This is a genomic window from Halodesulfovibrio sp. (assembly GCF_025210605.1).
GTDB lineage: Bacteria > Desulfobacterota > Desulfovibrionia > Desulfovibrionales > Desulfovibrionaceae > Halodesulfovibrio.
This window is the reverse complement of the sequence record NZ_JAOARI010000019.1, coordinates 1-26,356: the sequence shown is the minus strand read 5'-3', so window position 1 is coordinate 26,356 and position 26,356 is coordinate 1. Positions and strand designations below refer to the sequence as shown.

The window sequence follows — 26,356 nt, the reverse complement described above, 5'->3', positions numbered from 1 at the left end:
GTCCTGCTGCGGGGGATTCCCCCGTTGGTATATTAGAGGATGTAACGGCTCAGGTCTCTATCCTCGCGAACATCTTCTAAGTGCTGTTCTACAAATGCGCGGTCAATCACAATTTCTTCACCGGAACGATCTGGCGCTTCAAAAGAGATGTCGCTCAGAATTTTTTCCATGATGGTGTAGAGACGGCGTGCCCCGATATTTTCTGTTTCTTGGTTTGTCATCTCTGCAAACGCTGCAATTTCGTCTAACCCGTCTTCTGCAAAAGTAATGGTCACACCTTCAGTTGCAAGAAGTGCTGAGTACTGGACTGTAAGAGCATTGCGCGGCTCTTTAAGAATACGCAGGAATTCGTCTTTGCCGAGCGCTGTTAATTCTGCGCGCAGTGGAAAACGACCCTGTAATTCTGGAATAAGATCGGATGGTTTTGAATGGTGGAATGCACCAGCACCAATAAACAGAATGTGGTCTGTTTTTACCATACCGTACTTAGTATTAACAACGCTGCCTTCTACAATAGGGAGCAAGTCGCGCTGCACACCCTCGCGGGAGATGTCTGCGGATTTGCCTCCATGCTGTGAACTTGCAACTTTATCAATTTCATCGATGAAGATAATACCGGATTGTTCAACACGATCTTTTGCCAGTTCTGTGACTTTTTCTTCATCAACAAGGCGGGCTGCTTCTTCTTCAATAAGTAAAGGAAGAGCGTCACCAATCTTCATACGCTTTTTCTTTTTCTTGGAAGGAAATGCTTTGCTGAAAAGATCTTTGAACTGGCTGCCCATGTCTTCCATGCCCGGCATAGCCATAACTTCGATGCCCTGTGGAGCAATTTCAAGCTCCATTTCTACTTCGCGGTCATCAAGTTTTCCTTCACGGAACATTTTTCGCATTTTTTCGCGGGTAGAATTACTTCGATCAGGCTCTTGCGCTGGCGGAACATCAAATGTTGTAACAGGCTCAGCCATTGGGCTTGGTGCAGAGCCTGGCAGCAGTAAATCGAGAAGACGTTCTTCTGCATTGTTTTCTGCTTGTGCGCGAACGCGTGTTGTTTCTTCATCGCGAACAAGAGCAACACTCAATTCCATCAGATCGCGAACCATGGATTCAACGTCACGACCCACATAACCTACTTCTGTAAACTTGGTTGCTTCAACTTTTACAAATGGGGAAGCAGAAAGTTTAGCAAGGCGGCGTGCGATTTCTGTTTTACCAACGCCAGTAGGTCCCATCATAATAATATTTTTAGGTGCAATTTCGTCGCGTAAGGACGGATCAATCTGCTGACGTCGCCAGCGGTTACGCATGGCAACAGCAACCATACGTTTAGCACCATGTTGACCAATAATGTATTTATCCAGTTCGGATACAATTTCACGTGGTGTAAGCACGTTATAATCTCCTGATAAGTATGTGTGCAATAACGGGCTACAGTAACAAGCAGCCGAGTAATTGCCAATCCTAAATTAAACACAGCTCTTATTTACCCAGCAGTGTATGGGCATATGTGGAGCAGTTTGAGTAATAAAACAAAAAAGGGCACCGGAATGGTGCCCTTGTGTATATTCGGCGTCTATTTTTCCAGAGTCATTGTTCTAAACATTGTTTGTTGCTGGCGAACTATTTTGAGGAACATTGCACCTCGTTTTTCGCCTTGCGTTTTAAGAATGTTTATAAACTCTTTTACGGTATTTACCGGTGTCAGGTTTGCTTCAAGTATCACATCACCCGGACGTAAATCAGCTTGTGCTGCAATGCTTGCATCAAGCACATTGGTGATAAGCAGCCCGCGAATGTCTTTCAGTCCGAGAGCCTGTGCTTCTTTTACACTCAACGGAGTGAGTGTCAGACCTAGTGCTTCAATGTCACTTTCACCTGATTTTGGTTCTTGCTGGGTTGGTTCTTTTTTCTGTGCAGAATCGCGTTCACCCAGTTTAACATCAACTGTTATGAGCTTATCTTTGCGGTACAGAGTGAACTTAGCAGTACTACCAGGTTTAAGAGCTGAAACTTTGCGAATAAGTTCTGAGGTATCAGCGATAGGCTCGTCATTCACCTTGGTGATAATATCCCCTTCTAGGAGACCAGCCGTTGCGGCGGGCTGTCCCGGAACGACTTGTGCGACAAATGCACCCTCAGTATTTTTAAGCCCGAGAGCTTGCGCCATATTCGGATCTACATTGGTAACAGAAACACCAATCCAGCCGCGACGAATTTTTTTGTCGGTTTTTAATTTGTTAATAATATCTTTTATTGTCGAGCTTGGGATGGCAAAGCCAATGCCTTGACCGCGTGCGATGATCGCAGTGTTTATGCCGATTACTTCACCATCAAGGTTAAGTAATGGTCCACCAGAGTTACCCGGGTTGATGGATGCATCTGTTTGCAAAAAGTTGTCGTACGGGTTGTTACTGATGTTTCTGCCGAGGGCACTCACAATGCCGCTCGTTACGGTATGGTCCAGCCCAAATGGGTTTCCGATGGCGAGTACCCATTGCCCAACTTCTACCTTGGAAAAATCAGCAAGTTCAAGAGTCGGGAGCTCCCGTTTTGCTTTAATTTTTAGAAGGGCAAGGTCTGTTAACGGGTCTGTCCCGATAATCTTGGCATCGTATGACTGGTATTTCCCTTTTTCATCCAGAATATTGACTTTGATTTCATCAGCCCCTTCTACAACATGGTTGTTTGTAGCAATGAAGCCGTCGGGGGAGACAATAAAACCGGAGCCGAGAGAACGTTCAGTTTCGGCACGTGGACGTCTGTCTCTAAAGTAGCGCTCAAATTGTTTGAAGAAATCGTCAAAAGGGGTGCGCGGGTTTTGCTTGAAGAAGTTATCCAACCCTTGAGGGTTGTTAGGGGAAACTTGTACTTTCTTTTGGGTACTGATGTTAACAACAGCAGGACCTGCTTTTTTTGCTAACTCGGTAAAGTTAGGTAAGTCCGCCATAGCAGGGAGAGCTGTCAGAGTAAGGATTAATACAGTAATAGGTAATAACAGTAGTCTTTTACGAAGTATCATTGTTCAAAATCTCCTAAAATGCTCAGGTGGGCACTCTATCCAATAGTGTGCGTAATACACACTGACCTTGTACATAATCTCTATTTTGTCATTGTAAACCAAAAAAAATATTAAGGTTGGATATTTTTTATAGGAGAGAAGGCTGGGGGTAAAAAAATGCAATAAAAAAAGGATCAGCCTGAGCTGATCCTTTTTCGTAATCGGTATGTGCATCAACAGATTATTTTTTCTTGTTGAGCGCGTCCTGCAACAGGGAACCTAAAGAACCGAAGTTGCTCTGTGGTTCTGACTTTGCAGTCTGTGTTTTGCGATGCGCTTTCCAGGAAGTGTCTTCAGAGGCAGAAACGCCTTTAGGAGCAAGAGTAACTTTGCGTTCAGCAGTGCGGAGCTGAGATACGGTTACTTCTACCTTGTCACCGGACTTAAGTGCATCAAGGTTTGCTGCTTTATCAGCTTTTGCCATCAGAGATTTCGGCATAAGACCGGTAACGCCCGGAGCAATGTTAATAAACAGACCGAAATCAGAGGAAGACTCTACAGTGCCTTCAACTGTGGTACCAGCTGGGAAGCGTTCTTCAACGTCTGCCCATGGGTCACCTTCAGCATCACGCATGCTGAGGGAAATACGACGAGCGCTCAAGTCGATAGACTTAATTTTAACAGAAACGGTATCGCCAACGGATACAACGTCTTCTGCTTTATGAACGCGCTTGGTGTAGGACATTTCTGAAATGTGCACCAAGCCATCGATACCCGGAAGTACTTCGACAAAAGCGCCAAATGGTGTGAGGCGAACAACTTTACCTTCGCGCACTTCACCAGCGGTAAGTTCTGTTTCAACGCGGTTCCAAGGATTTTCCTGAACCTGTTTAGCAGAAAGGGAAATACGCAGCTGACCTTTTTTATCGGTTTCAATGCCGAGCAGTTTAACGCGCAGTTTGTCGCCTACGGAAACAGCTTCGTCAGCTTGAGCAATGCGTGTCCAAGACAGTTCGGAAACGTGAATAAGACCTTCTACGCCCGCAGCAAGTTCTGCAAATGCGCCAAAGTTAGTCAGGCGTGTGATGGTAACATCAACGAGATCGCCTTCTTTAACATTTTTCAGGAATTCATCACGAGCTGCTTGCTGTTCTTGTTCGAGCAGGGCACGGCGGGAAACAACGATGTTACGACCACGCTGTTCAAATTTGATGATGGCAAAGGAGAATGTTTTACCAACATACTCTTCAGCGTTTTCAACAAAGCGGGTGTCGATCTGGCTTACTGGACAGAATACTCGACGTTTAGATACTTCAACATCAAAGCCGCCTTTACGGGTGGCAAGAACTTTACCTTCAACAGGAAGTTTTGTGTTGAATGCTTCTTCGAGCATTGCTGCACCAGCAGGACCGCTGACAGCTTTAGAAAGATGAATTGCATCTGGTTTAACAGCAGTAACAAAAAGTTCTACTGTGTCGCCTTCAGCAACGGTAAGTTCACCTTCGTCGTTAAGGAACTCTGTACGATCAGCAAGACCGTCAATTTTTGCTCCAACATCAACAAAAAGGTTGTCGCCGGACATGCCGATGATTGGGCCGGAAACTTTGTCGCCAACTGACAGAGCTTTGTCAGCGCCTGTGTATGCTTCCAGCATTTCTTCAAAATTTTCCATGGTGCCGTTCTGACGGCTATCTTCGGAACCGGTCATCCAGTTCTCCTTGAAAGAGGGGGTTAGATGGTTGATGCACAATACGCTTTGGGCGCTATATCGTTCATTTGTTTTATATACAAGTGCGAAAACGTAAAGAACGCCACTAAATTCTACGCAAAAACAACCGCACAATGTTTTTACGCTGAAAATATTCACCTTATGACGAATAATTCAATATGGGCAACTCCCCATGAAATCTAATTTTTTTTCTGTGAAGCTGTATAGAGAGAAGGTGATTATTTACTAAGTTGATTCATTTTGTATCATCTGGCATTATATGTCTTCTTATATCATACATTAGGAGTTTTACCATGGCAAAAGCTAAAGCACGTCATATTCTCGTTGATTCTGAGGATACTTGTAACGAACTTAAGGCACGCATCGCAGGCGGTGAAGATTTCGCTGCAATTGCGAAAGAGTACTCTAAGTGCCCATCTGGACGCCGTGGCGGAGAACTCGGGGAATTCTTCCCTGGTCAGATGGTACCGGAATTTGACACAGTGTGTTTTAATGAAGCAGTAGGCGTTGTACACGGTCCTGTTCAGACTCAATTTGGCTACCACCTTGTGGAAGTTACAGAACGTCAGGACTAACTGCCTTAGTAAAAAAGTAAGCGGTACATTGTGTATCGCACGATACAAGATAGTTTGATTTGATTATCTTGTGTATTTTTGCCCTGTTATGCCAAGCCGCATAACGGGGTTTTTTGTATGTTTTGTATAGCATGTACAAGCGGGGTATTGTGGCTAGTTGTCTTGCGTTCCCCCCCGCACATGGTATGCCTAGATACGTCCCTTTTGTGAGGGGCGTATTTATTTTGAAGCCAGTGACATTGTATAACAGACTAGAATCATATCTACAAAAAGTGTGTTGGGGTACAACCATAGGAGCGAGAAGTAATCGATGAACGCGCGCAAGCGCAGGAGGTCTCAATGTCCAATCTAAAATCATGGAGAAACCAGCAGCTACAGCGGCTAAAACTCGATAGTGATCGAATGTTTAATCAGATTTGCTCTGAATTCGGATTGCCTTCTGTATGTCAGCCATTAATGGACACAGAATTACGGCTGGTTGAAACTGATGAAGGATACCGCATCGAGGCAGAGCTTCCCGGTGTTACAAAGGAAAATTTGGAGTTACATATCGATGGTGCATACCTGACATTACGGTGTGCCTACTCCGAACATAGCGAAGGTGCAGAGTCTGTCGGTTCTTTTGAGAGCCAAATGCGCTTGCCCTGCAAAGTGAAATTGGAAGATGTGGAAGCCAGCTTTACGGGTGGAAAGTTGATAGTCTCGTTGCCGAGCTGCCATATTCCGGAAAGACGTACCATTCCAATTACCAGCGGCGATAAAAAGGAATAGGAGGCACTCATGACAGAAATAGAACAGCGCAATTTGGTTCCTTTAGATCAGCTGCGGTGGAAAGTTGATCCGGCAACTCTTCCTTTTTCGAAAACTACGGATCTAGATCAACTTACAGATATCATTGGTCAGTCTCGTGGTGTTGAAGCATTTCGCTTTGGAATGGGGATAGACGCGAAGGGCTATAATATTTTTGTAACAGGTGCAGCAGATGTTGGGAAAATGGGTATGGTCAGGCAATTGCTTAGCAACGCTAAGCGCAAGCGCCATACCCCCAGTGATCTTTGCTACGTAAACAACTTTAAAACTCCTGAAGAACCTATCCTGCTTACATTTGATGCAGGACAGGGACAGAAGTTTAAAAAAGATATTGAAGAATTTTTAGAAGATATTAAGCGTGAAATTCCGCAGTTATTCGAAAGTCAGGAATATATAAACAGCAAAAATGCCTTGCTGGAAGAGCATGACAAGAAAACACGCGACTTCTTTAAGGGGTTGGAGGAACGAGTAAAAGAAGCTGGTTTTGTACTTGTAAATATGCAAATGGGACAAGTGCAGCGACCAGATATTGTTCCTGTGGTGGATGGTGAGCCTACCCATTTACTCAAACTCGAAGAGCTGGTTGAAAAAGGACGTTTCCCTAGGGAAGAGTTTGAAGCCTTACAAGAAAAGTACAAAGAGCTTAAAGACGAAATTGATACAATATTCATGGACGTGCGTCGGTTGCAGAAGGATGTGAAGACTAAGAGTGAAGAAGTTGACCGCCTGATGTTCATGAATACTGCTCGTGAGCTTGCAATGACTTTGACAGATGCTTGGAAAGAGCACGAAAAAGCTTCTAAGCATATAAGTGACATGCTTGCGAATATGTCAGAACAGCTCGATATAATAAAAATGATAGGGCAGCCTCAAGCGGGACCAATGCCCGGTATGCAGCTTCCTGCTATTAATGCAGAAGCGGTTTTGCATCCATACGGTGTAAACCTGCTTGTTGATAATGCTGAAAGTGAAGGTTCTCCCGTTATTGTAGAATCTTTTCCTAATTATCGAAATTTGTTCGGCTCTATTGAGCGAGCTATGGATAGATCAGGTCTATGGCGCACGGATTATCAAAAAATTACTGCTGGTTCCTTCATAAAAGCTAACGGCGGTTTTCTTGTTATCAACCTATTAGATGCTATTGCAGAGCCGGGTGTATGGCAGACCCTTAAGCGTGCTTTGAAAACGTCTGAATTGGAAATCCAGACCTTTGACCCCTACTCCTTTATGGCTTCGACTGGAATTAAGCCGGAAGCCATTACCATGGATGTAAAGGTTGTAGTGCTTGCAACCACCCAGTTATACCATTTGCTGAAGCACTTTGACCCAGAAGTTGAGATGATTTTTAAAGTGCGTGCTGATTTTGATTCAAGCATGAATAAAACGGATCAAGGTGTAAATGAAGTTTGCCGTCTTGTTGCCACCTATGTGGATAAGCTAAATCTTAAGCCATTCAGCAACAAGGCTGTCGCAGCATTACTTGAACATAGTGTGCGTAAGAGCGGCAGGCAGGAGAAGCTTAGTACCTCTTTCCCTGTTATGGGTGATATAATGGCAGAGGCTAATTATCTTGCTGATAGTGTTGGTGCAGAGCTTGTGGACGCCGAGCATGTTGAGCAAGCATTGGAAGCGCGAATTTATCGAGATGGATTAGTCGAAGAAAAAATTCAGGAAATGATAGACCGCGGTAGTATCTTCATAGATGTAGCCGGTGGAGAAATAGGACAGATTAACGGTCTGGCAGTGTACTCCACAGGCGATATTATGTTCGGTAAACCGTCGCGTATTACCTGCACAACATCTATGGGAAAAGAAGGTATAATTAACATTGAGCGTGATGCTAAAATGTCGGGTCCTACCCATAATAAAGGTATGCTCATATTGAGTGGCTATCTGCGAAGAAATTTTGCGCAGGACAAACCGCTTACGCTTGCCGCATCTATTGCTTTCGAACAGTCTTATGGTGGAGTTGATGGTGACTCTGCTTCTTCAACTGAATTGTATGCATTGCTATCAAGTCTTGCACACGTCCCTATTAAGCAGTCTATTGCTGTTACAGGCTCTGTGAATCAAAAAGGTGAGATTCAGCCTATCGGCGGCGTTAACGAGAAAATAGAGGGTTTCTACAAGGTCTGCGAGGCCAAAGGGCTTACTGGCGATCAGGGGGTTATGATTCCTGAATCCAATGTAAAGGACTTAATGCTGAAACAGGAAGTTGTAGACGCAGTGGAAGATGGTAAGTTTGCCATCTGGGCTGTAAAGAATGTGCATGAGGGCATAGAAATTCTGACTGGCGTTGCGGCGGGAGCCAGAGACGAAGATGGACAGTATCCCGAGAACACTATTTACGGTCTTGTGGATGAGCGTCTTGTATCACTGGCTGAAGGTCTGCGTAATTTTGGAAAAGATACAAATAACGACGAACCGTCTTCTAGTAAAAGTAATGACGAAGAATAGAGTAATTACTAAGATGTCTGGCACGCAGGATAGATCAGCGACTAAGTCTATGGTTTTCTATCAATTTGAGTAGCACGTTTGTGGAGTGCGCTAGTCGAAAAAAGTGTTCGTAAGGATAATGTAACTCTGTAAAAAAGATGTTTTTTTTAAATGAAGGAAACATCTTTTTTTATGCAATATTTTGAATTTTTGTTTAATTTTTAAAGAAAAAAAGAAGAATATTTCAGCAACAGCCTTTTAGCAGGATATTGTTTGAATGCGCAGTGCGTTTTTTTATTTTGCAAAGAGCCAGTTTGTCGTGCAACAAATAAAGAACAAAAATTTTTTTAAGCGTTACTTACTAACCGGATGAGTTCGGGCAAATCAAACGGAGCGAGTGAGTTATGGGCAACAATGGCAAACCTGCTACTGCTGTCGACTGTGTGGAGATTGTGTTAACAAAAACATGCGGCGAGCGGATTGAGGTTAATGTAGATACAAACGGCTTACTCTACATTGATGTTGAATCTGATAAGCAGTGTAAAATTAACTATGCAGAAGCATGGAAAAAAGTTCCGACTGACCAGAAAAAGCGTTTGCAAAATATGCTGGAGGGATTGGCGCACAGCCTTGAAAAAGTCGTAGAACAATAGCATATGAATATCGTAGCTGTACTATGCGTAACTGTAGTATGGCGTTTTTTCAAAAAAAGAGCAGATACAATTGTAATCTGCTCTTTTTTTACGTTATTAACGTACTTTTTGTATTTTCATGTACTTTTTTTACTGAAGAAGTTTTCATCTAATGTTGTGGAATCCCACACACAACCATACATATGATTCCCAAGTTCGGTATCTCTATATATTTCATCTTTTAAATCATTTTGTGGTCGCAATCGGCACGTCGCGCAAAACATGTCAGGGTATGGGCAGGAAACACAAAGTGGAATAAAATTGCCACATGTTCCATTGGACTTTGTTGTAATACCTATTGTGCACTTACCTCTATGGTAAACACAACAGTTACAATCATGTTTTTTTGAGCGTGCCATTATCCCTCCAAGAGTCAATTGCCACTTTTTAAGGTAGCAGGTGTATACAAATTCTCAAGGTGAATAAAAAGAAAATATGGTTGCTCAACTGACTCACAGTTATATTTATCGTATGAGTTTAAATAAGTTATTGTTGATTAAAATAGTCTGGAAAATTCATTAGTTGTTAGAAACTCTCTGGTAGGGTATAGTCCCATAAAGTTACTTAGCCGACTGATTTTTGTCGGAGTTAGTAATTGGTATATATATTTTTTTGTAGGGTATTATCATAAGGAGTTCGTTATGCGGCTATTAACCAATAGTAGATACGGCACGAGATTATTGCTCGATATTGCAACCCACGGTCAGGATAAGCCTGTGCTTATGAAAGAGTCCTCGGCGCGCCTTGGTATTTCTCAAAAGTATCTTGAAAAAATTGCAAGGCAGTTGCGTGCAGGGGGATACCTGAAGACAAGACGTGGACCTAGCGGAGGGCATCGAATGGCAGTAGACCCTGCTGATGTAACCGTTGGAGAAGTTGTCAGATTGCTTGAGGGAGGAACTGATATAGTAGGTTGTGGTGAGGATGCTGCAACATGCTGTGATGCACCTGGATGCCTTACCCGTCTGCTCTGGAAAGAAGCTAGTGTCGCTATGTATGCTCATTTGGATAAATTTACCTTTGCAGAGCTGGTAAGTTATTCTGAAAAAGGTGTTAAATTTGGCGACTACTGTGTGCGAACAGTACAAAATTCAGGCATTGCACCAATGGACGACGAGCAAAGGCGTCTCAACCTGCTACGTGAATACTCACTGACTGGATTGGAAGACTCTTTTTAGCAAGGCTGCGGAAGGGATTGGTGTGCGCGCATGATTGGCTATATAAGCTTTCTTAGCTGTGCCTTGCTTCCGATATGATCGATTCTTTAAGAATACGTGTCACACAAGGTTGTGCCACACTGTTTGGTAAAATAGATTACTAAGACTTGTACTTTTTATGTACCGTTTTATCTGGGGGCAGAGTATGTATTTCTGGCTTTCCCGACTTCGCAATTCGTTGGCTGCTAAAGTTCTTTTGTTGATTGCATTGGTTCTGATTTTATGTCTTGGGCTGCATTCATGGGGAACCATGCACTTTCTTAACAAGTACACTGCGGCAAAGCTTTCGATTGAAGCGGACAGACTTAGTAAGACGATTTTACTTTCTACCCGATATGCTATGATGGCTAACGCGCGTAGCGAAATTGACCAGATTGTTTCCGATATAGCAAAACATCCGGATATCACCTCTGTAAGAATATATGATAAACAGGGTGTTATCCGGTTTTCTAATGTTCAAAGTGAAGTGGGCACGCAGGTTGCTACAGATGCGCCTGCTTGTTCTGCTTGCCATTCAGTAGATCCTCCTAAAGTTTTTCTGACTTTGAAAGAACGCACCAGAACATTCTCGGAACATGATACCGTGCTTCTTGGAACTATTACTCCGATAATGAATGATGAAGGTTGTGCTGAGGCTCCGTGTCATGCTCATAATGCTGACCATACGGTCTTAGGAGAGTTGGAATTGATTTTGCGAACAGATCAAGCTGCACTGGGGCTTGCTGCTGTTCAAAAAAAGCTCCTTTCGCTTACTGGATTAATTTATATTCTCGCTGTCTCACTACTTGTGCTTGGGTTGCGGCGGTGTATTACGAATCCTGTTCGGAAGGTTATTGCGTCCATGCAGCGTATAAGTGAAGGGAAGCCTTCTGGCTTGAAACGAATGGCAAGGACAGATGAGCTTGGGCAACTTATAGATACTGTCGTGGCAATGGAGCATGCTATTGCTAAGAAGCAGGATGAGCTTGATAAAAACAGACAGGAGTATCAGGACTTATTTGAACAAGTGCCGTGTAGTATAACTGTCCAAGACGCTGACATGCGTATCTTGAAATACAATAAAGAGTTCGCAGAACGGTTTAATCCTGAACCGGGTGCGTATTGTTATGAGGCATATAAGGGACTTTCGGAAAAATGCCCTGATTGTCCGTTAGATAAAACATTTCAGACTGGACGCCCGTATTGTTCTGAAGAAAGTAGTATAAATCCAGATGGCTCGAAAACACATTGGATTGTGCATGTCAGCCCTGTATTTGATGAAAATGGAAAAGTCGTTGCCGCTATGGAAATGGGAATAGACATTTCCGCCCGTAGGCGTGTTGAAGAACGTCTTCTTACTTCAGAAGCGAAATATCATGCTATTTTCAATCACATTCCTAACGCTGTATTTGTACTTGATGTCGAAGAATATACGATCATTGACTGTAACGAAATGGCGGAACGGAGCTATGGTTTTGCATCCGGCGAAATGCATGGACTTTCATTTGTTACATTGTTCCCTGAGGAAGAGCAGGAAAAGGCTAAGTCCTATGTTAAGGCGTTTACAGCATTAAATCGTGTTAGGCAGAAGCGTAAAGATCATAGCTTGTTTTATGTTGATTTTCGTCTTTCGCCAGCAGTCTATAATGACCGGAATGTATTGCTTGTGACAGCAACAGACGTCACTGACAGGCTAGAAACTGAGCAGAAGCTTATTCAAGCAGGGAAAATGGCTACATTAGGCGAAATGGCTACGGGGGTAGCACATGAGCTGAATCAACCGTTAACTGTTATTAAGGCTGCTAGCGGGTTTATTATACGTAAAATTAGTCGCTCGCAGCCGATTGATTCTGACATATTAAAAACCATGGCGGAAGAAATAGACTCGCACGTGGATAGAGCCAGTCAGATAATCGATCATATGCGTGCCTTTGGGCGGCAGTCAGATCATTCTTTAGAAAGAGTCAATGTTAACGCTGTGGTATCTAGTTCTGTCGAAATGTTTATCTCGCAGCTTACTCTTCGTGGTATTGCCGTTAAACGCGAGTTTGAAGAAAATTTGCCGGAAATCCTTGGAGTGTCGAACAGGTTGGAGCAAGTTTTTATCAACCTGCTTCTAAATGCGCGTGATGCAATCGAAGAAGCGGAGGAAGAAAATCCAAACACAGATAAGGTGATAACTCTGACCACCTATTCTACGCCCCGTGCTGTCGTTGCGGTGGTGGAAGATACAGGAACAGGTGTCCCTGCTGGGCTTGTGGATAAGATTTTTGAGCCGTTCTTTACAACTAAAGTAGTGGGTAAGGGTACTGGGCTTGGACTTTCGATTACTTATGGTTTGATAAAAGATTTTGGTGGAACCATTCGAGTTCAAAATAAAGAAGAAGGTGGTGCAAAGTTTACACTCACATTCCCTAGAAGCCAGTAACTGTTTGAAAATATATCTTTCATTGAAGTCTTACGGATATTCAGGAAAGGCTGAACGTTCAATATAGCTCACAGCATGATTCGCCGGAGGCACAATTCAAATGACTATAGCATCAAGATCATCAGTACTGTTGGTAGACGACGAAAAGGGTATTACTCTTGTGCTGGGGGCGTACATTACTGACTTAGGCTACGTTGTCGACACTGCACACAGCGGTGAAGAAGCTATCGAAAAGTTGCAGCAAAAATCGTATGAGGTTGTTGTTTCAGATGTGCGAATGCCCGGCATGGATGGAGTCGCATTGCTCAAAGAAATCAAAAAGCAATGGCCAGAGACGGCGGTTATTATTGCAACAGGTCATGCAGATGTTTCTGTTGCGGTGGACTGTCTTCGGCTTGGAGCAACCGACTTTATAACTAAACCAGTAAATGTAGAACTGTTAGAATTTGCGTTGCGGCGGGCTGTGGAGCGTGTGATTATGCGCAGGCAGCTTGTAGAACATACTATGCATCTGGAATCACTTGTTGAGCAGAGGACAAAGGAATTGGTTCGTGCGGAACGTTTCGCAGTAATGGGGGAGACCGTTGCGGGGCTTGCACATGCCATTAAGAATATCGCAGGCGGGCTAGAAGGCGCTCTGTTTGTGCTGGAAAAAGGGCTTGAGCTTGATCGAAAAGACTACCTTGAGCAGGGTTGGGGAATGGTGAAGCGTGATGTGACGCGGGTGCGGGATTTAACAATGAATCTGCTACAGCTTTCGCGTCCTTTGGCATTGCGCCCTGCGGGGATAGACCCCGGCGCTCCCTTGTGTGAGATAGCAGAATTGCTTACTGCCCGTATGCATGAAGCAGGTGGCAAAATTATCCATGCCTGTGTGCCTCAGCACACAGCTATGCTGGATGAACAGGCGGTGCACACTTGTTTGATGAACTTAGCAACTAACGCTGTGGAGGCGGTCGAAGAAGCTATTCAGTCTGGGCATAGGGAGTTTGGCGACGGCAAAGTAATACTTCATACAGAGTGTGACTCTCAGCATGTTCGGTATTTAGTTGAAGATAATGGGCGAGGATTGTCAGCAGAGCTTTTTGAGCAGTTAGAAGAAGGGCTTGTGACTACTAAAAATCGTGGTTCTGGCTTTGGGCTTATGGCAACACGCAAAGCTGTTCGTGAAATGGGCGGTGAGCTTATTTTAGAACATGGAATTGAGGGCGGGGTTCGTGCGATTCTTTTGTTGCCTTTTGTTCCTGCGTAATATCTTTTCTGTTTATTTTTGTTGAACGTCCATAGTACATCCTAAAGTGTGAGTTTCGATACAGTGTGTACTTTTTTTGGATATTTTTCCCTTGCGTAACCTACCTAGTGTACAGCGCAGTAGGCGTTTAGCGTTCGTGCATACATTTTTTTTATATGAGTGAGGCAAATTGCTTCACTCTTTTTTTATGATGAGCCGTTCTTTTTTGTGATATTGCCACTAACTACAGGTCAAAATTAAAAAAACTTTAATTTTTTTTAAAAAATTTTTGAAAGTGATGGTCAAAAATTCTCTTAGGTGAATGAGGGTTTCAGGGGAAAGTGTGCTCTAACTATTTGCTATTTTAGGTTGTTTAGCCTGTCTGAGGTTGATGGTTGCGGTAAATTATTCTAGGTTCCTGCCGATCAGAAAGTTAGTACAGAAAGTGATATATGTGAGGTTTACTATGATTACCGCAACATTGAATGCAGAGCGTGTATTGAGACAACCGTTGTCCGCAGGTAATGCGCAACGGAATGGTATTCAAAACAACGAGCTGGCAAAACCGTTTGTACAGAGCGATGAGGCAGTGCAGTCTAGTGTGACTGACTCTGTTGAGTTGTCTGAAGAATTTCAGGCTCTGATGACAGGGGTAGTTGCTGGTGTGCAGTTTGATGTAAACAACCATGCGGGAATTGTTAGTACTTCCGGTGAGGTTCCCTCAACTGTCGAAGTGAGTGAAAGCTATGATGAAGCGCGTATGATAGCAATGCCGCAGTCTCCAACGTTAGGAGATGTACGTGCTGTTATGATGCGTAAAATGGCTCGTGCTACTGACGAGGCGTTTTTTCGTGGCGATCAACACTCCGGTGCTGTAAAGCATGCTGCAATCGCAGCGCAAATGGGTGCCACAACTCCGCAAGTTCCGCTTGATCTGCAAACGGTGCAGAGTGCTCAGTCGATTTCGACTGTGCAATCAACACCACGCGTCTCCAGCTATGGAGGGTACAAGCCAATGAGTTCCCGAGCAGTTTCGTCCACTGCGCAAGCGAGCATCCGTGTTACAGCGTAAAATGTGTTGCTGTTTTTGAGCACTGTTGTTTTTTCTATCATGTTGAGAAAAATACATTAGTGTAAAAAAACAATCGCTTTATTTAACAAATAACGCTACATTTTACCCGTTCGGCTAGCTCCTTTTGAAGAGATTCCGCTATCAAGCTGGTTTTAACCAATAGTGATAGCGGAATTTTTTCGTTTGAAATTTGGCGTCATTTAGGCTTGTTTATAAAAAAAATAATTGTTGCTAACTGTAAATTGAATCGAGAGAATGCAAGCCTGCGTGGCTTTTTTATTTGGGAAATTTGTTTATATATATAAACATTTTTTTATGAATTTTGGATTGAAGTCTCATCTTGTGCTTTTTACAGCGTAACTATTTGGAAGTCCGACACCCCCCTGTCCTTTTTTTTGTTTATATTTATAAACAAATGACACTGAACCACGGTGTGTCGTCGCACTTTAAATGGGCTGGAGGAGGATGAAGAGATTGAAAAACTAAAATATCAGCATAGCCAGTGCCTGCTGTAGACACAAATCATGTTAAGGATAGTAGCCTGCTGAATAAACGTCGGTATGTAAGGGCGAATAGGTCACGGATTTTATTTTCGTCGGCTGGAAGGAGTGGATATGATGTTGGGGCGATGCGGGCTTACACCGCCCCAAGAAGGTCTCTGCGATTGTCAGAGGGTGTGGGTTTATGCAATTGGAACGTGAAAGTACGTTGGCTTGAGTACTCTGGGCTATACTTGGTGTAGAAAACTTCTATAGCTCGGGAAGCTCTCGTTTTAGGTGAGCAGGGAGTTCTGCATGCATACGTACCGCGAAACTGCTTCCTTCCCCTTTCTCAGAAGAAACGGAGATGGTTCCTCCATGCTGCTGGACGGTTTGATTTGCGACAAAAAGTCCAATTCCGGTACCCGCAGAACCTTTGGAAGAAAAGAATAACGTAAATAGTTTTTCGCGTGTTTCTTGCGACATCCCAGTGCCATTATCAGTAATGGTGAAATCAACAGTTTTGCCGTCTGTACAGGTTACGAACTCTACACAGTACTCGGATGTTGATTTGGATGCCTCACATGAGTCAACAGCATTTTCTAGAATGTTAACCAGTGCGGATGTGAGTCCGCCATAATCTGCCTCTAGGGTGCCGTCTTCCGGCGCGATACAGTTAAATGTAACTCCTTTGGCTTCTGCTTTGGGGCGTATGATGCTTTCGATCTCGCGCACAAAGTTTGGAAGAATGATAACTTCCCAGTTTAGTGACCGCTCTTTCGCATAATGGAGAATATCGAGTACCATTTTTCGCAGCCGGTCAATTAAGTGAGAAAGGTCGTTGAAACTGTCTAGCACGCGCTCAGGCTTATCCATTTTGATGCCGGAACCTAGGCGGTATATTCCTCCATCTAAAGCTGTAAGCAGCCCCTTAATGCCGTGAGCAGTGGAGCCGAGTAGTAGTCCGAGTGTAGAAAGTCGGTCTTGTAAAGCTCTAAGCTGGGTAATGTCTGTAGACATCTCCATCACTTCGGAAATGTTACCTTCGACGTCGCATATAGGTGCAGTCCAGATGAGAACGTTACGTTGTTCACCTGTTTTTGTGGTAATGACTGTTTCATATTGATGTGTTTTGCCATCTTCAAACGTTTTCATCACTGGACATTTCGTGCATGGAGTGTCTCTGTGGGCGTATAGCTTATGACAACTTTTACCGAGAGAACTTCCAAAATCTTCGCGGAATCGTCTGTTGTTTGCGATAATCTTTAAGTCCCTGTTTTGCACGCTGATGTAACATGGAGATTCTTCAAACAATTGTTGATAGCGATGACGTGTAATACGCAGCTCTTCCTGCATATTTTGTACTTCTGTCATGTCAGCCGCTAACTCAAGTACAAGTTCAATCGTACCATCGTTATCTAAGATAGGAACAGCATTTACCTGTACCGGTAGTTTTCGTCCGGTTTTATCAGTAATAACTTCTTGAGATGACTGGGCGTCACCTGAGAGGATAACACGCTCTACAGGGGAACTGTCTGGACGATGTTCTGTGTATTCTTTGTATGCCCACCAGCTGGGCTTGCCGATAGAGGGACCAATGCGCTCTGTGAAAAGTGGATTGGCTGAAATTATCTCACTATTGGCGTTGTGTACGGAAACAAAGCATGGCAGCTGGTTAAATATTGAAGAGCCGCCATCAATAAGATTGACAATATTACGTAGACCGTCAGCAAAGCCTTCAGCTATTTGCAATGCCGCAAGCTGACGTTCTTGTTCGACCAACTGTGTTGCTTGTTCATCAACAAGCCGTTCAAGATCACATGTGTATTGGTTCAACTGGCGGCGCATGCTAATGCGTTCATGCGCGCGTTTGAGCGCAATTTCCAGAGCATCTTCATTGATAGGCTTGGTTATGAAATCTGTAGCATTACGCTTGATGCTTTGAATTGCTAAATCCATGTCTCCGTGACCGGTAATCATTATAACTTCGGTATCAGGAGCTTGAAATTTGAAATGATCCAGAAGATCAAGGCCGGATATTCCCGGCATTTTTATGTCAGTCAGGACGATGTCCGGCTCATGCTTATTGAAGAGCTCAATACCTTCTTCGCCACTAGCAGCTGTGTGTACTGTGTATCCTAGATCTCGCAGCGAGAGTCCTAAGATTTTTCGAATGCCTTCCTCATCATCCACAAGCAGAATTGTGTGCAACATTATTTCTCCAGCGGGTTGTAGTGAGGATGTTGTGAATACTTTTTACTGTCGATGGCAGAGGGACGTTGTATTTATTTTCCCTCTGCCACCTGTTCATAAAACATTACTCAAGCAGATTACAAGAGATGTGCAATCGGTTTAATAATTAGATAAATCTGCCATCAAATGCAGGGTAAACCGTAGGTCTGGTGTGCTTTCCTTGCAACGAGCTAGCAGCACGAGCCGTTTTTTAAAAAAAGTGACTGCATTGCTGAAGGTCTTTTATGGAGGCACAACCTTTGTTTTTTGAGAAGTTAAGGTGCAGACAGCTAAGCGTTTTCTTTTTTTGCCAAAGCGTCTTTAATAATTTCAAGCAGCGCATTGGGGTCAAATGGCTTCTTAAGTGAAGCGACCGCATTTTTGATCGCCAAATGGATACCAGGTAACCCGCTGATTACGATGACCGGAGTGTTTTCAAATCCCGGTTCTTTTGTCATTTTACGGTAAAAACGTGGTCCCCATTCTTCCGGCATTTCCAGATCAAGCGTAACAAGGTCTGGATTTTCGCGTTTCAGCACCTCAATGCCTTCAGCACCGTTAGAAGCTGAACATGTTGCATAGCCGTTGTCGGTTAATATATCGATAAGATATTTGACAATATATGGATCATCATCAATTACAAGGACTTTGTGTGGCATGGTGGTCACTCCTTGGTTGTAGCAGGTTAGTCGGAAACACTCTGTTTTAGAAGACCGCGAACTGTTGCAAGCAGCTTTTCAGGGTTTGGTGGCTTTTCCACATACGCTTCGGGGGGAGTAAGCTCCGTTTCTGAGATACCTATCATGTTAAGAGCATGGGCAAAACCTTCAGGAGCCACAGCCGAAAGCATAACAACCGGTATATCTGCCAGTTCGGGTGTTGTTCTAATTTTTCTGTACATATTGATTCCGCCCCATTCGGGCATCATCACATCAAGTACGATTAAGGAAGGCTTTGTAGCACGTGCTTTATCGTACCCTTCATTGCCGTTACGGGCACTTTCAACCCGCATGCCACTTGTTTCGAACAGCGTTTTTAAGAACAGCCTAAAACTGAGTTCGTCATCTACTACAAGTACGCGCGGTGTTTTCATGTTTCACCTCTTACCAACTAGTGCTGTTATGCACGTGATACGCTGGCAACAGGACAGGCAGAACGGACAACAACTTGTTCAATAGTACTGCCGAGCTCTGCATCTTCTGCCGGAACGTCGGCGGTATGGTGAGCCATAATAATAAGGTCGGCTTGTTTTTCCCGTGCGAATTTAAGAATTTCTACGTACGGAGTACCTTCCCATATTTCAACATCATAGTTGTCGTAGTCTTTCAGCTTGGAAACATAACGTTCGTCAATTTTCTTTTGCGCAGCCGCAAGCTGACGTTCAATATCGCTTTGTGACGGGAACAGTCCCATTTTAGCATTGGACATATCAAATGCGTGGAAAATGTTAAGCTTAGCGCCGATTTCTTCAGCAGTGGTCTTGGCAAATTCGAATGCAGTATCTGCCGCAGGTGAGAAGTCGGTGCAGTACACAATGTTTGAAAAGAGTTTCCAGCAGGTGGTACATGGTCTGTTAACGATGAGCACAGGGCACTTAGCAAGGCGTGCCACTTTTTCCATGGTTCGCCCGACAATAGAGCGTGATCGTGCGGATTCTGGGTCATCGTCACGGGTGTTTGCGCCCATGACAATCAGATCAACGGATTCTTTGCGTGCGAAACGCAGAATTTCAGTAGCAGGAACGCCAACAGCCAGCTCTAGTGTTGTGTTTTCATGTTCAGCCAGCTGGTTTGCATAGGTTGTGGACAATTCTTCCATTACCCAGTCGCGGTAATCAGCATCAACTGTTTCTTCTTCTCCAGTACGAAGATCAGTAACAGTATTGCTGAATCCACGGGATGGAACACCTAACACATGCAGGGTAAACAGTTTAGCATCGTTTTTTTGTGCAAGGTCAAAAGAAACCTTGGCTGCGTTGTCACAGGCGGGAGAAGCTGATGTGGCGAACAGAATTTTTTTAAACATATGCTACCTCCTAAGGCTGCATGTAAGGGAACCGCCTTGAAAACTGAGTTCCCAAGCTATCCCCTCGATTACTTCAAAGAGAGAGAACGTTGTGTTGCAATAAAGCTCACTTGTTCTGTCTCCGAATATTACATGACGCATCTGACCGAGCAAAAAGGGCATATCCAGCAGGTGTTGAAGTCGGAAAAAACGAAGCTCATGCCTGCCTGTGTCATTTATACCGCGTACTAGAGTGTGAATGTTCATTTCCGGTGTGCCCGGAGCACCAGTCATCTCCAGTTGTCTATACAGCTCCAAATGCGTGAATTCCTCTGTCGTGCATCCTGAATTTTTGCAGGCAGCAGCGTCAATGCTCGCTCCCTGCAAAAATGGATTCAGGCGAAGCAAGTCGGGGTGTGCAGAAAACAGGGAGAAAAAAGAGCGCAAAGTTACGCCTTGTTCAAACGTAAGTTTGTAACCAAGACAGCTGATAATGTCTGTTACATCGGCATTATCTAGCCGGAGGGTGCCATCTTGCGCTAATCTTAAGTTTTCCATGCTTCTCTCCTGTTTTTCACACGCTATTTTTGTGGAACATGGCAGGATCTACACTGCACAGGACCTTTGTTTTGCTGTTCATGACAGGTGATGCATTGCAGGTGGAATGCTCTGCGAAGCGCAGTAACACCGCGTTGTTTTTTTACGGTGTGACATTCAACACATGGAGTGCCAGAAGAATCTTCTTCCATATCTATGATTCCGTTTTCGCCGCCATGGTGGCACGCAGTACAGTCTTCTTCCAGTCCGGCTTTTTCATTGTGCGGATCATGATCGAAAACAGCAGGTGCGTATTTGAACGGCTCAAGCTCTGGTACGTTCATTCTACCTTCCGGCATGCCTTCGGCAACTGCGGATACTGCCGGAACAGTGAGCATGAAGGCAGCGATCAGCAGTATCAATGTGAATACTTTATTCATGATGCTCTCCAGTTACTCCGGTTTTTCCATTAACTCATAAATGAGGTCTCCAAGGAATTTGAGTTCAATCCCAAGGTCGTAATGGTGAATTACGTCTTCAAGTCCGCCATGACAGTTATGACAAGGAGCGATACATATTTTTGCACCGGTTGCTTTAAGCTGATCTGCTTTTGCACGGTTGCCTTCTACTCGTACCTTTTTGAATGGAGGACCACAGTTGATAACACCACCACCAGCGGAGCAGCAGAAGTTATGTTCGCGATTTGGGTACATTTCTACAATGTTGTCGCATAACTGATGTGCAACATAGCGTAGCTTGTCCATAAGACCATAGCCGCGAACAATGTTACAAGGGTCATGAATTGTTACTGGTTCTTGTATTTTACCTGTGAGCTTGATTCGTCCCTGCTCAAAAAGTTCTGCAAAAAACTCAATGGAGTGAACCACAGGGACTGGATAGTCTTTGTAACCGAGCCAGCGGTTGCCATTGTCATAAATGGAGCGGAAAGCGTGACCACATTCGCCCATAACAATTCTGCTGACCTTAAGTTTTTGTGCGAGTTCGAAATGCTGCCGTTTTAAACGCCCCATCATTTCAAAGTCACCAGAATACATACACATGTCACTGTTATCCCAACCCGGCATGGATGGCATTGTCCAGTCGCATCCGGCTTGGTTCATGATGGCGGCAGCTTGATAGATAAGCTGAGTGCGGAATTTTGGTTCTGGTGCGATAACTGAGTAATAGAAGTCAGCGCCTTCTTTATCCATTGGAATGCGAAGGTTCGGGAATTCTTCGCGGGCTTCATCTTCCTGCCAGAACAGGCTGTCTATCCATTCATCGTCTTTCACCCACATCTGGTTCATGGTTGCGGAGTGTGAGTGTGCTGTATCCTGAATATATTGAGGAGTTACACCTAGATTGTGGCAAAAACGGCGGATAGTTGTCATGATGTAAGCAACGTCAATACCAATTGGACAGTAGTGAACACAGCGGCGGCACAGGTTGCATTCTGTGTATGCAATTTGTGCCATGCCGTAGACATCTTCCGGTGTTACTTTACCGTTATGGGCAAGCAGTTTCGTCATTGTTTGAGAAACTTTGCCAACTGGTGAATAGGAAGGATCGTTGTCATGAGACACAAAGAAGTGGCAAGCTTCAGCACACATGCCGCAACGCATACAGGTTTCTGAAAATGCTTTGAGCTTAGCACCGGTTTCATTATCGATAAGAGCTTTGAATGTCTTTTGGATTTTGTCGGTAGTAAGCTTACTTACACCGTACGCGAGACCTTCATCCTCGATTTTTCTGTCTTGAATACTCATTTTTTCCTCCAGAACCTTTACCAGTCTTTACAGTGGCGCACGCCGCCGAATTCTGACCCAATGTAGGCTCTGGTAAACAGGGCAAACAGGATGTGGGAAAGACGCGTAAAAGGAATAGCAACTATGAGAGCCAATGCTGTGAGTACATGCAGCACAGGCATAATTTCTCCACCCAGCCCCCATGAGCCAAGAAGAGCTGTAATAAAAGGAGCAGCAACAAGACCAAGGCTTATCCAGTCATTGCTGCGTGTAACATAGCGGACTGTAACATTGGTCAGACGGCGATAGGCAAAGTAACAGCAACAGGCGATAACAATAAGAGTTAACACTTCAGCGCTTTGCGGAGAAAGAGTGGGATAGGTTATGCCGAAGGTGTTTTCTAAAAGAATTTGATGCGGGGTTACAAATATAACAAGCACAACAAAGCTGACATGAAAAACAAACGTAACAGCGGTGAGCATTGGGTTAGTTTTCCAACCCAATGATTTGTAAGGAATAAGCCAATTAAAAATAGAGCGGAGACTGAATCTCCAATTCATATAAGCTATAGATGACGCATCTTTTTGTGTAGCAAGCACGTACATGGACCACAGGCGCCATACTGCTGTTACAGCCAAAATGATAAAGGCTGCCCATGCTAACGGTCCTACAGCAAAATTATAGAGACTGTTCATAGCAAAATCTCCGGTTGGTTAGTTGGACACATTTGCAACAACACGCAGTACTTTTTGGTTGAGAATACCGCGAATAAGAACTTTGCTGCCGTCAGCGTTAAAAATAGGGTCAAAGCACATATCAAATTCACCACCAACAGCTTTACCGTTCAGGATGACAGAGTATCTGCCATTTTTACGTACCTTGGCAGCAACCGACTTGCTATTAGGACAGAATACTGGCTTCCATGCCATGTCGTAGGTTCCATCCCAAACGGAACCGTTTACACAAATGCGCCAATTTTTATTTACGGTGTTTGCCAGAGCAGCAGCACTTTTTCCATCGGGAGAAACGGCAAGATCAGTTATGACAGGGGAGCGCATGCTCCATGGCTTGTCATTTACGGCAACAGAAAATTTACCGTATTCAGGTGCAACAATAGCGTAAAGGTTCTCGCCATCTGCGCTGAACTGGTGATGCCAACAGTTTGCGTATGTGGCTTTCCAAATGAGTTGGCCGTCTTTAGCCATTCCCCATTTTCCACCTTGGCGTACGGGAGCAACTACATGTTTTCCATCTGGAGTAAACAGAGGCTCCCAGACTCCTTGGTACGTATTGTCCCAAAGTGTGTTGTCTACAATAATACTATAATCATAAAGAGTAAGGCGAACTTGCGCTGCAACGCGGTAAGCGTTGTTATCAAATACAGGTGTCCAAAGATTCATGAGGTTGTTATCCCATGCAACACCATCTACAGCGATGGAAAAAATTCCGTCGCGGAAGGTTTGCAGGTCTGCTTGCCCCATTGGTTTCACCTGAACAACGGCAGCGGATTTTTTACCGTCTGAGCTTATTGCAAAGTTATTTGCATTTTCAAAAAGATTTTCCCACAGTACCCCGTTTACGGACATGCCGTATTCCATATCCTGCTGAACCGCTGTCGCTACATTGGTACCGTCGGCACTGATTAGCGGTGACCAGACAAAGCCGTATGATTCTTCCCATGGGCTGTCGGCTACGACGACGGTCCATTCTTCATCCTGCATTGCATAGCAGCACAGGTTACCATTTGCAGCGTATGTAAGTTCCCACAATTTTTCGAATGTGTTTTCAGAAACACTGTCATTCGTCCGTATTGAGAACTCAGCATCATCCAGACACACAACGGCAGAAGCCTTCTCCCCGTCAGGAGAAATAAAAATTTCTTCCTGCCATTTGTGGGTGCTGTCGGGTGTCATATCCGCAGTGGTGCGTTGACCGACCTCCCAATTCCACGTTTCAGTTTTATACATGCTGGCCTCCTTGGCCATCCAAGGGTTAACAGACGTTCCTTTTGTCAAGACACGCGACAAAAGGGAGAAAATATAGTTGCAACATATTTTTTCCTATTTCTTAAGCAACGTAACACAATTATATGAAAAATGATTTAGAAAAAATAAAATTAATACGTAACAAGCGTGGTGGGAAATAGGATTGTTACTTTTTCTCTTTTATAATGTGCTTGAAAACAAGGTGTTACAAAAACTGTTATTCCAATTATAACTATACCGCTTTAGTCTGTAACTTTGTCGCATTGACTATGGCTTGTTGAAAGTATGCATGGTTATGGAAAATAGAGTAATCTAGTATATAATTACTTCAGAAAAAATATTTGAATGCCAAATTATACCGTACTTATACATGTATATATAATGTTGTAATAGTGAGGTGATACGTTAGGCAGGCTACGCCAATATTCCTACTGCATAAGTGGAGAATGGTTTTGAATAGATTGTTTGACAATCGTATTAAAATATTTTGGCATAAGATGGGGCGGGCTGGTGAATAGACAAAAAATGCAGGTCGTAAAAAATACTACGGTAGCGAACCAAGGAGTTTTGGGTCGTGTGTTTTATGAGGGGTTGGCGACTAGTGCTTCAGGCGGTGTATGGAGTGACGTAGCCTAAAACTAGCTATGGAGTGGATGGGATAAGCAAACAGCGTCCATCGCTCCAAGCCATACATCGTTCTGCCATGCATTTTCCATGGTCTGAGGCTTCGTCTTTGAAACGAAACGCAAAGTCGGCATTGCTGAGCTGATAGGGGCAGATTAGCTTTTTTGCTTCTTCGGGTGAGCGTTTGGGCTGTTGCATAAAAATCTCCTAAATTAGCTTATGTCATAATCAATGCTTGATTATTATTATAACTTTATGCAAAGCTGTTATAAGGCTTGAGATTCTTATTATATTATGAGGATAGAAGAATATCGTTCTAGATTGATTCAGAGGGGAGAGTGAAAGGCAATAAAAAAGTGGCTAGCTTGTTTGAGCTAACCACAACGTGTTCCATGGTGGTGGGGGGAGGATTTGAACCTCCGAAGGCATACGCCGACAGATTTACAGTCTGTTCCCTTTGGCCACTCGGGAACCCCACCTTGGATGGTCTTGCTAAGAATTAGTGGATCTTGGCAACGAAAAATTTCTACGCATGCAACAGTGTTTTGGCAAGTGAAAAAGATTTTTTTGAGCGATAACTAAATAAAAATGTCTAATTACAGCAGAAAATATTAAAAAATGCAAAATAATGTTTGCAAAAATACAAAAGACACTTTAGCCAACACGTTATTATTTTTGGTTATGTGACCAACATCAAAAAAAATCGATGCGAACCACTGTAAATATACGTCATGATCTTCGCTTTGATTTTGCATACAGTTAATACGTTCCTATGTCAGGCAAAATACGCCAATTTTGTTTGATGCAAACCCTACATTCATGTTTTTTTCAGAATGCGAAACCACATAAGTAAAACCAACTCACGGAGGGGAAAATGCCTAAAGCAACACATAAAGTTGATCCCAAGAGCAGATATTTTTCAGAGAATTTGTTTAGCCTGATGGCAGAACTTGCAGAAGAAATCGAAGCGCTTCCATCTGGCTTCCAGAAACGTTTAAATGGAGTCGCCGATCAGCTTCTAAGCGAAGTGTACAGTCAGGCTCAGTTCGAACGCTCTGTACCGGTGACCCAAAAGCCACAATAGAAAATTGTGGGGGTATGTTCGTTATGGGGGTGCGTCTATTACGAACTTGCTTTAATGCGACAAGAACTGCTTTTTTGAGACAACAGCAGTTTCTTTGCGATAGAGATAATCTTTAATAAGCGTGTTGGTGAGCTTGATGATCGAATCTAACTTGCACGTAATGGATGACAGGATGGCGTGATCGGCTTTGGGGAGCCGGTCGCTTATGATTGGTTGCGGAAAACAGGCATGAGTTTTGAGATCACACATGATGAGCCAGCTCTTTAAGTAGAGTTGGCTTTTTTATTGGATAATATGCAAAAGAGGTTATGCAGAAATTAGGCACAAAAAAAGCCAGTCTTGCGACTGGCTTAATTAACGTGGTGGTGGGGGGAGGATTTGAACCTCCGAAGGCGTACGCCGACAGATTTACAGTCTGTTCCCTTTGGCCACTCGGGAACCCCACCTGTACTGGAGCTGGCGATGGGACTTGAACCCGCAACCTGCTGATTACAAATCA

Annotated in this window: 23 protein-coding genes and 2 tRNA genes; 9 read left to right on the top strand and 16 right to left on the bottom strand. The window is 43.8% G+C overall.

Annotation, left to right across the window (positions count from 1 at the left end):
- Positions 1-32: 32 nt before the first annotated feature.
- The 3 genes from hslU to N4A56_RS08115 all read right to left on the bottom strand — a co-directional run bounded on the left by hslU (position 33) and on the right by N4A56_RS08115 (position 4,706).
- A complete protein-coding gene (hslU, locus tag N4A56_RS08125; protein ID WP_293668359.1) occupies positions 33-1,391 on the bottom strand; it encodes an ATP-dependent protease ATPase subunit HslU in 1,359 nt (452 codons plus the stop codon).
- A gap of 182 nt (positions 1,392-1,573) precedes the next feature.
- Positions 1,574-3,019: a DegQ family serine endoprotease gene (locus N4A56_RS08120; protein WP_295546400.1), complete on the bottom strand. Its 1,446-nt coding sequence runs from the start codon at positions 3,017-3,019 to the stop codon at positions 1,574-1,576.
- Between the two features lie 220 nt (positions 3,020-3,239).
- Positions 3,240-4,706, bottom strand: coding sequence for a 30S ribosomal protein S1 (locus tag N4A56_RS08115; RefSeq protein ID WP_293668362.1), 1,467 nt, complete (start codon positions 4,704-4,706; stop codon positions 3,240-3,242).
- A 314-nt stretch (positions 4,707-5,020) separates the two neighbouring features.
- Here N4A56_RS08115 and N4A56_RS08110 point away from each other — a divergent pair, with 314 nt between their 5' ends.
- From N4A56_RS08110 to N4A56_RS08075, 8 genes are all read left to right on the top strand, one after another.
- Positions 5,021-5,302 (top strand): peptidylprolyl isomerase, encoded by a 282-nt coding sequence (locus tag N4A56_RS08110; RefSeq protein WP_293668364.1) that lies wholly within the window; start codon positions 5,021-5,023, stop codon positions 5,300-5,302.
- Positions 5,303-5,641: 339 nt separating this feature from the next.
- Entirely contained in the window at positions 5,642-6,073 is a 432-nt protein-coding gene (locus N4A56_RS08105; protein WP_293668365.1) for an Hsp20/alpha crystallin family protein, read from the top strand.
- Between the two features lie 9 nt (positions 6,074-6,082).
- The gene (locus N4A56_RS08100; RefSeq protein WP_295546397.1) at positions 6,083-8,569 is read left to right on the top strand and encodes an ATP-binding protein; all 2,487 of its coding nucleotides are present in this window, start codon (positions 6,083-6,085) and stop codon (positions 8,567-8,569) included.
- 383 nt (positions 8,570-8,952) lie between these two features.
- A complete protein-coding gene (locus N4A56_RS08095; RefSeq protein ID WP_293668368.1) occupies positions 8,953-9,201 on the top strand; it encodes a hypothetical protein in 249 nt (82 codons plus the stop codon).
- A gap of 680 nt (positions 9,202-9,881) precedes the next feature.
- Positions 9,882-10,418, top strand: coding sequence for an Rrf2 family transcriptional regulator (locus tag N4A56_RS08090; RefSeq protein ID WP_293668369.1), 537 nt, complete (start codon positions 9,882-9,884; stop codon positions 10,416-10,418).
- A gap of 184 nt (positions 10,419-10,602) precedes the next feature.
- Positions 10,603-12,864, top strand: coding sequence for a PAS domain S-box protein (locus N4A56_RS08085; RefSeq protein ID WP_295546393.1), 2,262 nt, complete (start codon positions 10,603-10,605; stop codon positions 12,862-12,864).
- 100 nt (positions 12,865-12,964) lie between these two features.
- Positions 12,965-14,116: a hybrid sensor histidine kinase/response regulator gene (locus N4A56_RS08080; protein WP_295546390.1), complete on the top strand. Its 1,152-nt coding sequence runs from the start codon at positions 12,965-12,967 to the stop codon at positions 14,114-14,116.
- Positions 14,117-14,561: 445 nt separating this feature from the next.
- Positions 14,562-15,167 (top strand): hypothetical protein, encoded by a 606-nt coding sequence (locus N4A56_RS08075; protein WP_295546388.1) that lies wholly within the window; start codon positions 14,562-14,564, stop codon positions 15,165-15,167.
- A gap of 749 nt (positions 15,168-15,916) precedes the next feature.
- On the opposite strand, the gene N4A56_RS08070 is transcribed toward N4A56_RS08075, so the two are convergent.
- The 11 genes from N4A56_RS08070 to N4A56_RS08020 form a co-directional block, all read right to left on the bottom strand.
- On the bottom strand, positions 15,917-17,860 hold the full coding sequence (locus N4A56_RS08070) for a response regulator (protein WP_295546386.1): 1,944 nt from the start codon (positions 17,858-17,860) through the stop codon (positions 15,917-15,919).
- A 308-nt stretch (positions 17,861-18,168) separates the two neighbouring features.
- Positions 18,169-18,537: a DVU0259 family response regulator domain-containing protein gene (divK, locus tag N4A56_RS08065; protein WP_293668377.1), complete on the bottom strand. Its 369-nt coding sequence runs from the start codon at positions 18,535-18,537 to the stop codon at positions 18,169-18,171.
- Between the two features lie 26 nt (positions 18,538-18,563).
- Complete coding sequence (locus tag N4A56_RS08060; RefSeq protein ID WP_293668379.1) at positions 18,564-18,971, bottom strand: response regulator; 408 nt, start codon at positions 18,969-18,971, stop codon at positions 18,564-18,566.
- A gap of 26 nt (positions 18,972-18,997) precedes the next feature.
- Positions 18,998-19,903: a universal stress protein gene (locus tag N4A56_RS08055; protein ID WP_293668380.1), complete on the bottom strand. Its 906-nt coding sequence runs from the start codon at positions 19,901-19,903 to the stop codon at positions 18,998-19,000.
- Between the two features lie 3 nt (positions 19,904-19,906).
- Positions 19,907-20,440 carry a hypothetical protein gene (locus N4A56_RS08050; protein ID WP_295546384.1) on the bottom strand — a complete coding sequence of 178 codons (534 nt, stop codon included), beginning with the start codon at positions 20,438-20,440 and terminating at the stop codon, positions 19,907-19,909.
- Positions 20,441-20,463: 23 nt separating this feature from the next.
- The gene (tmcA, locus tag N4A56_RS08045; protein WP_293668382.1) at positions 20,464-20,859 is read right to left on the bottom strand and encodes an acidic tetraheme cytochrome c3 TmcA; all 396 of its coding nucleotides are present in this window, start codon (positions 20,857-20,859) and stop codon (positions 20,464-20,466) included.
- A gap of 12 nt (positions 20,860-20,871) precedes the next feature.
- Positions 20,872-22,185: an electron transfer complex ferredoxin TmcB gene (gene tmcB / locus N4A56_RS08040; protein ID WP_295546382.1), complete on the bottom strand. Its 1,314-nt coding sequence runs from the start codon at positions 22,183-22,185 to the stop codon at positions 20,872-20,874.
- 17 nt (positions 22,186-22,202) lie between these two features.
- A complete protein-coding gene (gene tmcC / locus N4A56_RS08035; protein ID WP_295546380.1) occupies positions 22,203-22,859 on the bottom strand; it encodes a TmcC family electron transfer complex membrane anchor subunit in 657 nt (218 codons plus the stop codon).
- 18 nt (positions 22,860-22,877) lie between these two features.
- Entirely contained in the window at positions 22,878-24,131 is a 1,254-nt protein-coding gene (gene tmcD / locus N4A56_RS08030; RefSeq protein WP_295546377.1) for an electron transfer complex subunit TmcD, read from the bottom strand.
- Positions 24,132-24,791: 660 nt separating this feature from the next.
- The gene (locus N4A56_RS08025; RefSeq protein ID WP_293668386.1) at positions 24,792-24,971 is read right to left on the bottom strand and encodes a hypothetical protein; all 180 of its coding nucleotides are present in this window, start codon (positions 24,969-24,971) and stop codon (positions 24,792-24,794) included.
- A gap of 195 nt (positions 24,972-25,166) precedes the next feature.
- Positions 25,167-25,252: transfer RNA gene (locus N4A56_RS08020), tRNA-Tyr, on the bottom strand.
- Between the two features lie 395 nt (positions 25,253-25,647).
- Between N4A56_RS08020 and N4A56_RS08015 the strand changes: the two genes are divergently transcribed.
- On the top strand, positions 25,648-25,857 hold the full coding sequence (locus N4A56_RS08015; protein WP_293668387.1) for a hypothetical protein: 210 nt from the start codon (positions 25,648-25,650) through the stop codon (positions 25,855-25,857).
- A 51-nt stretch (positions 25,858-25,908) separates the two neighbouring features.
- Here the strand turns inward: N4A56_RS08015 and N4A56_RS08010 are convergent, their stop codons facing one another.
- Entirely contained in the window at positions 25,909-26,106 is a 198-nt protein-coding gene (locus N4A56_RS08010; protein WP_295546373.1) for a hypothetical protein, read from the bottom strand.
- 111 nt (positions 26,107-26,217) lie between these two features.
- A tRNA-Tyr gene (locus N4A56_RS08005) sits at positions 26,218-26,303 on the bottom strand.
- Positions 26,304-26,356 lie beyond the last annotated feature (53 nt).